The sequence below is a fragment of the Mesorhizobium sp. M0954 genome (assembly GCF_040319155.1).
Taxonomy (GTDB): Bacteria; Pseudomonadota; Alphaproteobacteria; order Rhizobiales; family Rhizobiaceae; genus Mesorhizobium.
In genome coordinates, this window is sequence record NZ_JAMYNR010000025.1 from 1 (window position 1) to 15255 (window position 15255).

12 protein-coding genes and 1 pseudogene are annotated in these 15255 nt (G+C 62.4%); 3 read left to right on the forward strand and 10 right to left on the reverse strand.

Features of this window, described 5'->3' with window-relative positions:
* Nucleotides 1-135 precede the first annotated feature (135 nt).
* The 5 genes and pseudogenes from NKH93_RS26125 to NKH93_RS26145 all read right to left on the reverse strand — a co-directional run.
* Nucleotides 136-594 carry a carboxymuconolactone decarboxylase family protein gene (locus tag NKH93_RS26125; protein WP_352922297.1) on the reverse strand — a complete coding sequence of 153 codons (459 nt, stop codon included), beginning with the start codon at nt 592-594 and terminating at the stop codon, nt 136-138.
* Nucleotides 595-607: 13 nt separating this feature from the next.
* Nucleotides 608-1126: an RrF2 family transcriptional regulator gene (locus NKH93_RS26130; RefSeq protein WP_352473537.1), complete on the reverse strand. Its 519-nt coding sequence runs from the start codon at nt 1124-1126 to the stop codon at nt 608-610.
* 100 nt (nt 1127-1226) lie between these two features.
* On the reverse strand, nt 1227-2540 hold the full coding sequence (gene preA, locus NKH93_RS26135; RefSeq protein WP_352922299.1) for an NAD-dependent dihydropyrimidine dehydrogenase subunit PreA: 1314 nt from the start codon (nt 2538-2540) through the stop codon (nt 1227-1229).
* Between the two features lie 2 nt (nt 2541-2542).
* The gene (locus NKH93_RS26140; protein WP_352820330.1) at nt 2543-3907 is read right to left on the reverse strand and encodes an NAD(P)-dependent oxidoreductase; all 1365 of its coding nucleotides are present in this window, start codon (nt 3905-3907) and stop codon (nt 2543-2545) included.
* 215 nt (nt 3908-4122) lie between these two features.
* A pseudogene (locus NKH93_RS26145) lies at nt 4123-4245 on the reverse strand (gamma-glutamylcyclotransferase); the annotation flags it as partial.
* A gap of 173 nt (nt 4246-4418) precedes the next feature.
* Here NKH93_RS26145 and NKH93_RS26150 point away from each other — a divergent pair.
* Complete coding sequence (locus tag NKH93_RS26150) at nt 4419-5195, forward strand: VOC family protein (protein ID WP_352453197.1); 777 nt, start codon at nt 4419-4421, stop codon at nt 5193-5195.
* A gap of 155 nt (nt 5196-5350) precedes the next feature.
* Nucleotides 5351-5743: a DoxX family protein gene (locus NKH93_RS26155; protein WP_352473533.1), complete on the forward strand. Its 393-nt coding sequence runs from the start codon at nt 5351-5353 to the stop codon at nt 5741-5743.
* A 20-nt stretch (nt 5744-5763) separates the two neighbouring features.
* On the opposite strand, the gene NKH93_RS26160 is transcribed toward NKH93_RS26155, so the two are convergent.
* The 3 genes from NKH93_RS26160 to NKH93_RS26170 all read right to left on the reverse strand — a co-directional run bounded on the left by NKH93_RS26160 (nt 5764) and on the right by NKH93_RS26170 (nt 10785).
* The gene (locus NKH93_RS26160) at nt 5764-6570 is read right to left on the reverse strand and encodes a class I SAM-dependent methyltransferase (RefSeq protein ID WP_352473532.1); all 807 of its coding nucleotides are present in this window, start codon (nt 6568-6570) and stop codon (nt 5764-5766) included.
* Between the two features lie 151 nt (nt 6571-6721).
* A complete protein-coding gene (locus NKH93_RS26165; protein ID WP_352820327.1) occupies nt 6722-9163 on the reverse strand; it encodes a GcvT family protein in 2442 nt (813 codons plus the stop codon).
* Between the two features lie 83 nt (nt 9164-9246).
* The gene (locus NKH93_RS26170; protein ID WP_352503179.1) at nt 9247-10785 is read right to left on the reverse strand and encodes a trimethylamine methyltransferase family protein; all 1539 of its coding nucleotides are present in this window, start codon (nt 10783-10785) and stop codon (nt 9247-9249) included.
* Between the two features lie 218 nt (nt 10786-11003).
* Between NKH93_RS26170 and NKH93_RS26175 the strand changes: the two genes are divergently transcribed.
* Nucleotides 11004-11594 carry a transglycosylase SLT domain-containing protein gene (locus tag NKH93_RS26175; RefSeq protein WP_352820325.1) on the forward strand — a complete coding sequence of 197 codons (591 nt, stop codon included), beginning with the start codon at nt 11004-11006 and terminating at the stop codon, nt 11592-11594.
* A gap of 14 nt (nt 11595-11608) precedes the next feature.
* On the opposite strand, the gene NKH93_RS26180 is transcribed toward NKH93_RS26175, so the two are convergent.
* Entirely contained in the window at nt 11609-14017 is a 2409-nt protein-coding gene (locus NKH93_RS26180; protein WP_352820323.1) for a dipeptide ABC transporter ATP-binding protein, read from the reverse strand.
* 78 nt (nt 14018-14095) lie between these two features.
* On the reverse strand, nt 14096-15253 hold the full coding sequence (locus NKH93_RS26185; RefSeq protein WP_352503177.1) for an ABC transporter permease: 1158 nt from the start codon (nt 15251-15253) through the stop codon (nt 14096-14098).
* Between the last annotated feature and the right edge of the window lie 2 nt (nt 15254-15255).

The following is a 15255-nucleotide window of genomic DNA, read 5'->3' on the forward strand; positions in this document are numbered from 1 at the left end:
CCGCAAAACAAAAGGCCCCCCCAACCCAGCTGGGGGGGGGCTAATAGCCCCACAATAAAAATTTTTAAAAACTGGGGGGGGGGTCTTGGGCCAAAAACGCGGCGCGCGGCCAAGGCCCGCGCCCCTGGTCCATGCTCAAGCGGCCAAGACTGCTGGCATCGGATGGATTGCATGAAACGGAACGCAAAGCCGGTTCCAGGTGTTGATCATGCCGAGCGCAACCGAGAGCTTGACCAGCTCCTCTTCCGAGAAATTCTCGAGCGTCCTTGCATAGAGTTCGTCCGACACACCGTTGTCGGCAATCCTGGTCAGCGCGTCGGTCCAGGCCAAGGCCGCGCGTTCGCGCTCTGAAAACAGCGGCGATTCCTTCCAGGCGGAGACGAGATAGAGCCGCTGCTCGCTTTCGCCGTCGCGGCGCGCTTCGCGGCTATGCATCTCGACGCAATACGAGCAGCCGTTGATCTGCGACGCCCTGAGCTTGATCAGATGCAACAGGCTTTTTTCGAGCCCGCATTCGTCGACTGCCTTGTTGAGCGCCGACACCGCCTTCATGATCTCCGGCGCCGCGCCGAAAAATTGCAGCCTCTGTTTCATCGTCTGTAGCCTTTCATGCTTGCTTGGTTGAACCTGATTTCTGCGGCCGCCGATGGCGCTCGACGAAGGCGCAGTTCGCGGCGACCGAACGGGGATCGGCATCGGCGGTGTATTCTGCAACGATGTCGGACAGCCGGGCGTCGGCGAGCGCGGCGCGATAGGCACGCTCGGCCTTCAGCATGGCTACGTTGATGCCGCAGGGTTTGACATAGACCGAGGCATCGAGCTTCGCTGGGCCGCGCTGGCGGATTTCGGCGCAGCGGAACGCCGGTTCACGCCCCTCGACGGCCAGCACGATATCGAGCAGCGTTATGCGTTCCGCCGGCCGCGCCAGCCGGTAGCCGCCGGACGGCCCCGGCACTGATTCCAGAATGCCGGACGCAGTCAGCGCGTTGAGATGCTTAAGCAGATAGCTCGGCGACAGCCCGAACGCTTCGGCCATGGCAGCACCTGGCAAGGTCGCGGCGCCATCAACGCCGGCGAGCATCGCGGCGCAGTGGATGGCCGCTTCGACGCCTTCGCCCAGCTTCATTGCGCTCTCCTGTTCATGGATATAGATTATCTTGGATATCTTTTATCCGCAATAGGAAAGTCAAAAAGCGGCGCCCATGGACGCCGCTTTTTTCGCAATGCTATTCCGCCGCCACCTTGGCCATCGGATTGTTCGGATGCGTCGTCCAGTTGGCATAGATCGGCGACACCGGCCTGCCGGTGCGCTGGTCCATCACGCCGACCGCCAGCGCCTCCATGGTGATGCAGTTCTCGACCGGACAGACATTGACGCAGAGATTGCAGCCGACGCATTCGGCCTCGATCACCTCGAAATGCCTGACGCCGTCGACCATGCTGGTGATGGCCTGGTGCGAAGTGTCCTCGCAGGCGATGTGGCAGCGGCCGCATTTGATGCAGGCATCCTGGTCGATATGCGCCTTGGCGACGTAGTTGAGGTTGAGATACTGCCAGTCGGTGACGTTGGGCGTGGCACGGCCAACGATGTCGTCGAGCGTGGCATGGCCCTTCTCGTCCATCCAGTTTTCCAGGCCGGCGATCATCTCCTGCACGATCTTGAAGCCGTAGGTCATCGCCGCCGTGCACACCTGCACATTGCCGGCGCCGAGCGCCATGAATTCGGCGGCGTCGCGCCAGGTGGTGATGCCGCCGATACCGGAGATCGGCAGGCCATGCGTTTCCGGATCGCGCGCGATCTCGGCCACCATGTTCATGGCGATCGGCTTCACCGCCGGACCGCAATAGCCGCCATGCGAACCTTTGCCGTCGATCGTCGGCTCCGGTGCGAAATTGTCGAGATTGACGCCGGTGATCGAATTGATGGTGTTGATCAGCGACACCGCGTCGGTGCCGCCGGCAAGGGCAGCGCGTGCCGGCTTGCGTATGTCGGTGATGTTGGGCGTCAGCTTGGTGATGACAGGCATGCGGGTGTTGGCCTTGCACCAGCGCACCACCATTTCGATGTATTCCGGCACCTGGCCGACCGCCGCACCCATGCCGCGTTCCGACATGCCATGCGGGCAGCCGAAATTGAGTTCGATGCCGTCAGCGCCGGTCTCCTCGACTACCGGCAGGATCGCCTTCCAGGCATGCTCCTCGCAAGGCACCATCAGCGAGACGACGATCGCCCGGTCGGGCCAGTCCATCTTGACCTGCTTGATCTCGCGCAGATTGACCTGCAGGTCGCGGTCGGTGATCAGCTCGATGTTGTTGAGGCCGAGCAGACGACGGTCGGCGCCCCAGATCGCGCCATAGCGCGGACCGTTGACGTTGACCACCGGCGGGCCCTCTTCGCCGAGCGTCTTCCATACCACGCCGCCCCAGCCCGCCTTGAAGGCGCGAATGACATTATAGGCCTTGTCGGTCGGCGGCGCCGAAGCCAGCCAGAACGGGTTCGGCGACTTGATGCCGACGAAATTGTTGCGGATGTCTGCCATGCTCATGCCCTCCCGTTCGAGGTCAGTGCCCGATGAATGCTCTCCGCCGCATCGCGGCCTTGCGCGACGGCTGAAACAGTCAGGTCGTCGCCGCCGAAAATGCAGTCGCCGCCAGCCCAGACATTGGCCAGCGAGGTGCGCCCTTCCGCATCGACCTTGATGCGGCCGGCTTCCAGCGCGACCTCCGCACCGCTGCCGTTGAGCGCAGCCGGGACAAAGCTCTGGCCGATCGCCTTGAACACCTGATCGGCGACGAGCGTCAGCCGCTCGCCGGTGCCGACGAGCCTGTCGCTGTCCATCGCGGTGTATTCGAGCTCGATCGCCGACACCTTGCCGGCATCGGCAATGACCCGCTTCGGCTGCAACCAGTGCCGGATGATGACGCCGTTGGCGGCAGCCAGATCCTGCTCGAATTCGGAGGCATTCATGTGCTCCGGGCCGCGCCGATAGCAGATCGTCACCTCTTCGGCTCCGAGCAGCTTCGATTGCACCGCCGCGTCGATCGCCGTCATGCCGCCGCCGATGACGACAACACGCCGGCCGACCGGCAGGCTGGCCAGATCACTGGCCTGACGAAGCTCGGCAATGAACTCGACGGCATTGCTGACGCCTTGCGCCTCCTCGCCATCCGCTCGCAAGGCATTGACGCCGGCAAGCCCCATGCCGAGGAACACCGCATCGTAATTCCTGGTCAGGTCCGACAGCTGGTAATCACGGCCGAGCGCCTTGCCGTTCTGGATGTCGATGCCGCCGATCGACGTGACATAGTCGACTTCAGCCTGGGCGAAATTGTCGACGCTCTTATAGGCGGCGATACCGTATTCATTGAGGCCGCCGGCCTTCGGGCGGGCTTCCAGGATGGTCACGTCGTGGCCGTAGCGGGAGAGCCGATGCGCGGCCGCAAGCCCGGCCGGTCCGGCGCCGACCACAGCGACCGTCTTGCCGGTCGGTTCGGAGCGGTTGTAGAACTGCTTGTTTTCGGCCATGGCGACATCGGTGGCGTAGCGCTGAAGGCGACCAATCTGCACCGGCTTGCCTTCGGCCACCTCGCGCACGCAGACTTCTTCGCATAGCGTCTCGGTCGGGCAGACGCGGGCGCACATGCCGCCCAAAATGTTCTGGTCAAAAATGGTCTTGGCTGAGCCGATCGGATTGCCCGTCGAAATCTGGCGGATGAACAGCGGGATGTCGATCGAGGTCGGACACGCATTCATGCACGGCGCATCATAGCAGAAATAGCAGCGGTCGGACTCGACCAGCGCCTCGTGATGATCGAGTGGCGGGTGCAGGTCGGCGAAATTGTCGGCATATTGGTCCGGCGAGAGCCGCCCGCCGGCAATGCCTTGCTTGAACTGGCCTTCTGGCATCGTCAGTTCCCCATGTTCTTGTTTTGGGGAAGGCTAGCACGTTTTGTTTTTTTATCAATTGGTCAATTTTCGGCGCAAACTGCTGAAAAGCCACGAATAAACATGACAAGTGTACTCATGTTACCAAAGCCGCCGACAGGGAAGCTTGGCCATAGCGGCACTGCCGTTGCTGGACTGAGTGGTCAGCCTGGTAAGCTTAGCGTTGGTTTTGATCACCGAAGGCAAAGGGCCCTGAAGTCTTCGTCCGTCAGCTGCGTCCAGCTGCCATCGGGGCCGGGATCGGCCTCCTCCCGATGGCACAGCGCGACAAGTTCGGAAGTGAGCGACATCCGGCGCATGGATCAACAACCCCTCGTTGACTGCGAGCAAAGTCGAAAACCGCAGGGCGCGCAACCCGGTAACATTTCCAATTTGCCGTCATCTTTTTTGGTTGGCTGTCGGATTTTCGTCGTGAAGATCGTCCTAGAATGGATCGCGCATGATCGATGTACAAACCGCAAGGAGCACGACAATGCCACAGTCCCCCATGCCCTTCTTCTGGTACGAGCTGATGACCACCGATCTCGACGCCGCCGAGGCGTTTTACACCTCCGTGGTGGGCTGGAGGGGGCAGCCTTTCGAAGGGGCCCAGGGCATGCCGCGCTATATCGTCATGAATGTCGGCGAGCGCGGCGTCGGCGGGATGATGACGCTGCCCGATGACGCGCGCAAGATGGGCATGCCGCCGGCCTGGGTCGGTTATATCCTCACCAGGGACATCGATGCCGCAACGGCCTCCCTCAAGAAGGCTGGTGGCGCGGTTCACCGCGAGCCCGACGACATTCCTGGCGTCGGCCGCTTCGCCGTCGTTGCAGACCCGCAAGGCGCGATGTTCAACTTCCTGCAGCCCAGCGGCCCCGACCAGCCGCCGCTACCGTTGGCGACCCCCGGCAACATCGGCTGGCATGAGCTCTACACGTCAGACTGGAAGGCGGCGTTCGATTTCTATTCCAGCCAGTTCGGCTGGGAGAAGGGCGACGCCATGGATATGGGTCCGATGGGCGTCTACCAGCTTTTCGCCTTCGGCGGCGAGCCCGTTGGCGGCATGATGAACAAGCCCGAGCAGATCCCGGCGCCGGTCTGGCAGTTCTATTTCAACGTGCCCGGCATCGACGCGGCAGCCAAGCGCGTCACCGACAATGGCGGCAAGATCCTGATGGGTCCGATGGAGGTCCCCGGCGGCAGCTGGATCGTACAGTGCACGGATCCGCAAGGCGCCCATTTCGCGCTAATGGCACCGACGCGGTAACAGGCCGCGCCAATTGGGGGCCGCCATCGTGCGGCCCCAAGGCTGCAGCACGCCTCACGACTCACTCACCGACAGTTGAATGAAGGCCGGACTATGTGAATGGTCCGGCCTTTGGCGATGACCTATGGCCGGGCTAGGTGAAAATGGAGTCGTAGATGAAGCTTTTCGAAGGCCTCGCCGGATATCAACCGTTCGCCCTTGCCGCCTTGCGCATCATGACGGCGCTGCAGTTCATTGAGCACGGCACCCAGAAACTGTTCAATTTCCCCGTCGGCGACCATGCCGGCGCCCTGAGCGCGCTATCGCTGACCGCGGCCATCCTGGAATTCGGAGGCGGCATCCTGCTGGTATTGGGGCTTTTCACCAGGCCGGTGGCATTCCTTCTCAGCGGCGAGATGGCGATCGCCTATTTCATGGCGCACATGCCGCAGAGCTTCTTCCCGGTCAACAATGGCGGCGATGCCGCGATCTCCTTCTGCTTCATCTTCTTCTATCTGGTATTCGCCGGCCCCGGCGCCCTGGCACTGGACAACCGCAAAACATCGTAGCCGGGCGGATCAGCGCGCGCTCAGGCCGACTTGCGCGCAATCAGGCCCGCGAAGGCGATGAACCCGAAGAACTCTCCGGCTTCGACACGCCGGCGCGCCTCGTGCTTCAGCCCGTCGCCAAGCGCCTTGTCGAGTCGCTTCCAGCCGGCCAGAATATCGGCGCCGCGATCGACCAGAGTCAGCATGTAGTCGGGCGCGGCAATTTGGGCGTAGCCGTAGCTGTCGAATTTTTCGACGACAAAGCCCGCCGATTTCGCCAGCAGCGGCAGCCGGCGCGTCAGCCAGCGGTCATTCACCAGCGCCGCCATTGCGGCATCCACGCAATCCTGCAGCGGATCATGATCGCCGATGGCAACCGTCGTCGTCGCGTAATCGCCGTCGAAGATCGCCAGGCAGCCGCCTGGGCGAAGCACGCGCAACGATTCCGTCAGGGCCTTTTCGGGACCGGGCACATGGGTCAGGCAGGTATGGAAGATGACCACATCGAACGAGTTGTCCTCGTGCGGCAGCGACCTGGCATCCCCTTCGACGAAGTTCAGGTTGGGGATATCCGCGGCAAGCTCGCGCGCCTTCGCCAGAAATATCGGCGACGGATCGAGCCCAACAACCTCGTTCACCCCCGGCCAGCGCGCAAGCTCGCGACTGATCGGTCCCGAGCCGCAGCCGCCTTCGAGGACGCGTGCCCTTTCCGGAAAATCGATCGACGAGAAAAACGAGTGGCGGATTGCCTTCTGGCGCGGGTCTGCGGCCCGCAACTCCATCGCGTTGATAAGAACCGCGACAACAGCCGGATCAGCGGTTGTGATCTGCGCATACACATCGGGCATGGTGGACCTCCGAAGCAATTGCCCAGCCTTCCGCCGCAGCTCGACAATAAAACCAAAGGTCACCGCGCGAAAGAATTTTCACTATCGCGAAATCGTCCTCCCCCTTTCATCGTGCCACCGGCACGGCGACTTCGCCATGCCACTCGGTTCCTCAACCGCGCATCCGCTCGAAATTGGCGTCAAACAGCGGTGTCTGCTGCATACGTGCGGCGTAACGCTTGCCCAATAGCTCGATCTCGAAACCGTTGGCCTCATCGGCGATCTCTTTCGGCACGTAACCGATGGCGACGGACTTTTTTGAATGATGCGCGTAGCCACCCGACGTGATCCAGCCGCGCACGGCACCGCCATACCAGATTGGCTCGTCGCCGATGACGTCGGCATCGGCAGCATCGACGACAAAGGCCCGCAGCCGCAGTCTGCCGCCTTGCTTGCGCTCTGCCAGCGCTGCCTGCTTGCCGATGAAATCGGCCTCTTTGCCATAGGCGACGAAGCGGTCGAGGCCGGCCTCCAGCGGCCCATAGATCGGCCGGTATTCGCGCGCCCATGAGCCGTAATTCTTCTCGAGCCGCAGCGCATTGAGCGCGCGCGAGCCGAACAGGCCGATGCCGAATTCCTCGCCCGCCGCCATCAGCGCCTGATAGGCGGCACGCTGATATTCCGGCGCCACCCAGATTTCGTAGCCGAGGTCGCCGGTGTAGCTGACGCGCCCGACCAGGCACGGTGCCATGCCGATATCCATCCTGCTGATGGCCATGAACGGAAAGGCCGTATTCGACACGTCAGATCGTGTGACCTTTTCAAGAAGGTTCCGCGCGCTCGGCCCGGCGATCGACAGGCCGGTGAGTTTTGCTCCCAGCGCCTCGATGCTAACAGAGCCGTCCTTCGGCAGATGCGCTTCGAACCAGCGCATGTGGTACTGCTCGGCGACACCGCTGCCGGCCAGGAACCAATCCTTGCTTGCAGAATTTGGACCGCCGAGATTGGCCAGCGTGAAATCGCCGATCAACCTGCCGTCTTCCTTCAGCATCGGCGCCAGCGTCATGCGGCCGGGCCTTGGCAATTTGCACGCGAGCATACTGTCGAGCCAGGTTGCTGCGTCCTCACCGGTGACTCTGTATTTGGCGAATGACGAGATTTCCAACAGACCAACGCGTTGCCGAACCGTCTCCACTTCTTTCGCGACATGCTCGAAGTCGCTCGAGCGGCGCCAGGAGAATTCGTCCTTGACCCCTTCGGGCGCATACCACAGCGGCACTTCCAGCCCATAGGCGACGCCCCATTGCGCGCCCTCGGCCGACAACAGATCATAGACCGGCGTCGTCTTGAGCGGTCGCCCAGCCGGCAGTTCCTCGTTCGGGAAGCGGATCGAAAACCGCCGCGAATAATTCTCGCGCACCTTGGCGTTGGTATAGGCCATCGTGGCCCAGTCACCGTAGCGTGACACATCCATCGCCCAGATGTCGGCGCCGGGATCGCCCTCGATCATCCAGTTCGACAGCGCCAGGCCGACGCCGCCGCCCTGCGAGAACCCCGCCATGACACCACAGGCTACCCAGAACCCCGGCAGGCCGCGCACCGGCCCGACCAGCGGATTGCCGTCCGGCGCGAAGGTGAAGGGTCCGTTGATGATCTGCTTGATGCCGGTGTTCTGGAACGCCGGGAAATGCCGGAAGCCAACCTCCAGCGACGGTGCGATGCGGTCGATATCGGGCTCCAGCAGTTCGTGGCCGAAATTCCATGGCGTCTGGAATTCGGACCATGGCTTGTTGGCCTTTTCATAAGTGCCCATCAGCATGCCGCCGCGTTCCTGGCGCAGATAGAGCTCGCCGTCGAAGTCGACCGCATGGATGATCTCCGTGCCGGTCTTCTGGTTCCAGGCGGCGACCTCCGGCATGTCCTCGGTGATCAGGTACATGTGCTCCATCGCCAGCACCGGCAGCTCCAGCCCGACCATGCGGCCGACCTCACGCGCCCACAGGCCACCGGCATTGACGACATGTTCGGCCACAACCTCGCCCTTGTTGGTGATGACGCGCCACAACCCGTCGGCGCGCCGCACAATCTCCTCGACCTTGGTGAAACGCTCGACCTCGGCACCAAGCTTCCTCGCCGCCTTGGCGTAGGCGTGGGTAACGCCGGACGGGTCGAGATGACCGTCCTCCTTGTTGCGCACGGCACCGACGAACTGCTTGGGATCGAGCAACGGCATCAGCTCGGCCGCCTCATCAGGCGATATCTCCTCGAGTTCGATGCCGAGATAGCGGCCCTTGGCGACGACGCCGCGCAGCCAGTCGAGCCGCGCCTCCGTCGCTGCCAGCAAGACGCCGCCAGTCAAATGCACGCCGGTCGTCTGGCCGGACAGTTCCTCGATCTCCTTGTAGAGCGAGATTGTGTATTTCTGCAGCTTGGCGACATTGGGATCGCCATTGATCGTGTGCATGCCGCCGGCGGCATGCCAGGTCGAGCCGGAGGTCAATTCATCGCGCTCCAGAAGCACGATGTCTGTCCAGCCGTGCCGGGCCAGATGGAACAGCACGGAGCACCCGACAACGCCACCGCCGATAACAACGACCTTTGCATGCGATTTCATGGGATTCTCGTCGTTTCAAAGAGTTGGATGGGTTTCATGATTCTGGAGGAGAAGAGAATGAAGCCGAACAAGACGAGCGGCGCTTAAGGCTCGCCCGCCCCGATCGCTTCCTTGCGCTTGGCCACGTACGCCTCAAGCGCCTCGCGTCTGGAGATTTCCATCACCGGCTCGACATAGTCCTCCAGCGCCTTCTTCCACAGCCTCGTCGCTCGCGCCGTGGCGTCTAGCCCACCAGCTTCCTGCCAAGCCTCGAAATTCTGCCAGTTGGACAGCATCGGCTGGTAGAAGGCCGTGGCGTAGCGCTCCAGCGTGTGCGGCTCGCCGAAGAAGTGGCCGCCGGTCGGAACCGCACCCAGAGCCTCGACGGCAAGCTCGGCCTCGTTGACCTCGATCGGGCGCAAAAACTCCATCATGTGCTGGATCATCTCGACGTCGATGATGAACTTTTCGAACGACGCTGTCAGTCCGCCCTCTTGCCAGCCGGCGGCATGGTAGACGAGGTTGCCATGGCCGAGCACCGCGCCCCACAGCGCCATCAGCGTCTCATAGGCGCCTTGCGCGTCGGCGGCATTGGAAGCCGAGCCCGGCGTTGTGCGATAAGGCAGGTTGTAACGCCGCGCCAACTGTCCGGACGCGATATTCGCCTTGGTGTTTTCAGGCGTGCCGAACGCCGGCGCTCCCGATTTCATATCGACATTGGAGGTGAAGGCGCCATACATCACCGGCGCGCCGGGGCGGACGAGCTGCGTCAGCACCACGCCGAACAGCGCCTCGGCATTCTGCTGGGCGAGCGCGCCGGCAAGCGTCACCGGGCTCATCGCTCCCATCAGCGTGAATGGCGTTACCGCCACCGACTGGCCGAACTCGGCCATCGTCATCAGCCCCTCGGCCATCATCTCGTCGAAGCGGCGCGGCGAATTGACCGAAATGATCGTGGTGACGCCGGGATCATGGCGCATCTCGTCAAGCGTCAGTCCGCGCGCGATTGCCATCATTTCGATGCCGTCGAGCGCCCTGCCGCGGCCGATGGCCGAGACGTGAAAGCTTTTGTCGGTCAGTGTCAGATTGGCGAAATAGGTGTCGAGATGACGGGAATTCGCCGGCAATTCTACCGGCGCGCAGACCTGGTTGCCTAGCATGTGGATGCAGTTGAAATGCTGCGCCAGCCGGACGAGATCGGAATAATCGCGCAAATTGCCGGCACGGCGGCCGCGCTCCATGTCGTGCACATTCGGCGGCCCGGCGACGAGCGTGAAGTTGATGGTATTGCCGCCGAGGTGGACGGCATGGGCGGGATTGCGCGGCGTCAGCGTATAACTGGACTGCGTCGTCTTCAGCGCTTCCTCGATCATGCCGCGATCGATGCGGACGTTCATCGTGGCATGATCGACCTTGGCCCCGGCCTTCTCGAACAGCGACAGCGCCCGCGGGCTCATCACCTCGATGCCGAAATTCTCCAGGATATGCATCGACGCCTGGTGGATCGCCTCGATCTGATCGGCCGAGAGCATCGCCATCGGCGGATAAGGGTTTGTCACCCGCCTGAGCGGCAGTTGCGGGATGGCGGTCGGTCCCCTGTTGCTGGTTCGCTCGGCGCCGCGCTTGCGTCTTGGTTCGCTCATGCGGCGCATCAAAGCGCCGGCACGAGGATCGAGCTGTCAAGAATCCGCCACTTGCGGGCGTGATTTTAGCCAAGGCGCCATTCCGGGAATTTCACATCGGTAAAAGCGACAACAAACGTCGGAATGTTCATATTTCCTCAGCGCCTGCTAAAGCGGCTGACCAGCCGTTAAGAAACGCCGCAAGATTCCTTTTATGTTTTCGGCCTAATGCTCTTCCAATGCGTAGGTCGAGTTTTAGTAAAATTGTAGCGATTGCCGTGCCGCTGACGCTTTCGGCCTGCGCGACGCCGCCGAACCACATCAACGATGTCTGCGCCGTTTTCGACCAGAATGACGGCTGGTTCGACAATTGGCAGGCGGCGGCACAACGCACCGAGCAGAAATACGGTGTGCCGGTTCCCGTGCTGATGGCGACGGTGCGCAAGGAATCCGGCTTCAAGAGCAACGCAAGGCCGCCGCGCACCAAGCTGCTGGGCTTCATTCCCTGGAGACATATCTCCAGCGCCACCGGCTTCTCGCAGGCGCTCGACGGCACCTGGGCGCAATACCAGAACGAGACCGGCAGCTGGGCGGCGCGCCGCACCAGGTTTGCCGATGCCGTCGATTTCGTCGGCTGGTACCATTCGAAAACCGCCGACGCGCTCGGCGTCGCCCGCAACGACACCTACAATCTGTATCTCGCCTACTATCTCGGCTGGAATGCCTATAAGCGCGGCAGTCGCGGCGATGCCGACGTGCAGCGCTATGCGCATGCCACCGAACAGATGGCGCAGGACTACGCCGCGCAGCTACGGCAATGCGCGCCCTAGCCTATTAACGGCTCTCAGCCGCCCTTGGGTTTGCGCGGCTTGCGCGTCACGTCCTCGGCCTGTCGGCCGTCGCCGACAGTCGGCGGCATGATTGGCGCCACCTGGCTGTCGGCAGAGCTTGAGGTGCCGGTCTCTGAAACCTCGTCGCGAACCTCGTGACGGCGGGCTTTGGCGACCGCTTCGGCATTTTCCACTGCCTGACCCTCGGCATCGGCTTCAACGCTGCCAGTCTTTCCATGCGGGCGCTTGGGCGGATCTCCGGCAAAGCCCGGGCCAACACCGTGGTTTGCATCATCCGGCACGCCCTCATTCGCGGCGTGCTCCTTGTCGAATTTGATCACCGGCTCCATTTTCGCCAGCACGTCGTCGGACAGCCAGCACAAGCTCATATGGCCGTCGCCGAGATTTTTGACTGGCGGCACCGTGGTTTCGCAAAGGTTGTCCGGCACCAGTTTCTTGTAGCCGCAGCGCGTCTGGAACGGACAGCCGGACGGCGGGTTCATCGCCGAAGGGATGTCGCCCTCCAGCACGATGTGCTTCTTGACCACGCTTGTGTCGGCGATCGGGATCGCCGACAGCAATGCCTCGGTATAGGGGTGATAGGGCGGCGCGAATATCTGGTCGGTCGTGCCTTGCTCAACGATATAGCCGAGATACATGACGACGACGCGGTCGGCGATGTAGCGCACCACCGACAGATCGTGGCTGATGAACAGCATCGTCGTCTTGTTCTTGCGCTGGATGTCCATCAAGAGCTCGGTCACCGCGGCCTGGACCGACACATCCAGTGCCGAGACCGGCTCGTCGGCCACCACCACCTTGGCGTCGCCGGCAAAGGCACGCGCAACGCCGATGCGCTGTTTCTGGCCGCCTGAAAGCTGGCGCGGCTTGCGCGACTCGAACGCCCTCGGCAGCTTCACCAGGTCGAGCAATTCCAGCATTCGCTTGCGGCGGTCGGCCACCGTGTCGCCGACGTTGAACTTTTCCAGCGTACGGATGATCTGCGAACCGACCGAATGGCTGGGATTGAGCGTGTCGAACGGATTTTGGAACACCATCTGGATCGACGACACCGTGTCGACGCTGCGCTTCTCGATCCCGGTCGACTGGATCTCCTTATTGCCGAGCTTGACGCGGCCGGAGCTTGCCGTTTCGAGGCCGAGCAGCACCTTGGCCAGGGTCGATTTTCCGCAGCCCGATTCGCCGACGATCGCGACGGTCTCGGATTCGCGCGCCATGAACGAGATCGTCTCGTTGGCCTTGACGACACGGCCCTCGCTCGAGCCGAACACTTCGCTGCCGCCGACCTTGTAGTACTTCCGGAGGTCTTCGATCTGGAGCACCGGCGCACCGGGCACCACCCGCTCGTTGACCTTCTTGGCGCCGGGTGGCAGCGCCTCCCAGTCGATCTCGTTGAAGCGCACACAGCGCGAGAAATGCCCGTCATGGCCTTCGACCGCGATCATCGGAATTTCGGCGGCGTTGCAGACGCCCTCGACGAAATGGTGGCAGCGCGGGCCGAAATTGCAGCCCTTCGGCCGCTCGTGCGGTAGCGGCAACTGCCCCGGGATGGATATCAGCGGCCGCGAATTCTTGTCGGCGCCCGGCAACGGGATCGAGCGGAACAGGCCTTGCGTGTAGGGATGGCGCATCCGGTCGAAGACGTCCTTGATCTTGCCGGTCTCCACCGCTTCGCCCGAATACATCACCGTGATGCGGTCGCAGGTCTCCAGGATCAGGCCGAGGTTGTGCGACACGAAGATCATCGAGGTGCCGAACTTCTCGCCCAGCCCCTTGACCAGGTCGACGATGCCGGCCTCCACCGTCACGTCGAGCGCTGTCGTCGGCTCGTCGAGCAGAAGCAGCGCCGGCTTCGACAGCAGCGCCATGGCAATGACGATGCGCTGCTGCTGACCGCCGGAAAGCTGGTGCGGGTAGGAACGCATCATGCGCTCGGGATCCGGCAGCTTCACCGCGCGCACCATTTCCAAGGCGCGTTTGTAAGCTTCGTCCTTCGACACCTTGTCGTGGATCAGTGGCACTTCCATCAGCTGCTGGCCGACCTTCATCGCCGGGTTCAGGCTGGCCATCGGTTCCTGGTAGATCATCGCGATCTTGTTGCCGCGGATGGCGCGCAGTTCCTCGTCGGACAATTCTCCCATGTCCTTGCCCTGGAATTTGATCTTTCCGCCGACGATCTTTCCGATGTTGGAGAGGTCGCGCATGATGCCGAGCGACACGGTCGACTTGCCGCAGCCGGATTCGCCGACAATACCCATCGCCTCGCCGGGCATGACCGTGCAGGAAAAATCCATGACCGCCGGGATCTCGCCCTTGCGGGTGAAGAAGGAGATCGACAGGTTCTCGATCTCGATGATCGGGCCATTCGTCGGCTTGGCGGGATTTCGAACTGCCTCATTCATGGGTCGCTCCAATCCTTGTTCTTCAGGCATGTCGGGCCGAACCGGCATCGATCTTCCCGGCGTCAATCTTTGCCGGCATCAATCCTTCATAGACTGTTCGCGCAGCGAATCCGCCAGGAGGTTGAGGCCGAGCACGAACGACATCAATGCGATCGTCGGCGGCAGCGCCGGGTGGATGAAGGAGCGCAGCAGCCGGCTTGCATCCTTGATCGCCGTGCCCCAGTCCGGGCTTTCCGGCGCCAGTCCCAGCCCGAAATAGCCGAGCGTACCGAGCAGGATCGTGGTGTAGCCGATGCGCAGGCAGGCGTCGACGATAAGCGGCCCGCGCGCATTGGGCAATATCTCCCACAGCATGATGTACCAGGGCGATTCACCGCGCGTTTGTGCCGCCGCAACATAGTCGCGCGTTTTGATGTCCATGACCAGGCCGCGCACGATGCGGAACACGCCGGGGCTGGAGGCGAACACCACCGCCACGAAGATGTTGAGCTGGTTGGGATCGATGTGGATGATCTTGAACGGATCGGCATCGAAGACAAGGCCCGCATAGATCCAGCCGCCAAGTACCAACGTCAGGCCAAGCAGGATATAGAGGCGGTCGGGGCGGTTCTTGTAGCGCGTCCAGAACAGCACACTGAAGAAGATGATCGGAAACAGGAAGAACAGCCCTGCCATCGCGTAGGGGATCGGCGTGTCCATGATGCCCGGCGTCACCAGCAGGTAGAACAGGAGGATCACCGGGAAGGCCAGCACAAGGTTGGCGAGGAAGGACAGCACCGTATCGATCTTGCCGCCATAATAGCCGGCCGGCAGGCCGAGCGTAATGCCGACCATCAGCGCAAAACCGGTCGCCGCCGGCGCGATGATCAGCACGATCTGGCTGCCATAGACCATGCGGGAGAACACGTCGCGGGCGAGCTTGTCGCCGCCGAAATAGTATACAAGTTTCGACCCCGGCTCGATTGCGCCCGGCAGCGCGTCCTTCATGATCGGCACTTGGGCGAGCGGATCGAAGGGCGAGATGGTCGACGCGAAGATCGCCGTAAACAGCCAGAACAGGCAGATGCCGACGCCGACGATGCCGACGCCGCTGTCGAAAAGCTGGCCGTAAAGGCCTAGCTTCTTCTTGTAGCCGAAGCTCGCCCCCATCACCAGGGCGAGAGCGATCCAGACCGGCCAGAAGCGGGCAAGCACGCCGAGTACGACGTTGAAGGCGCTGAGATATTCGACCTGCATCC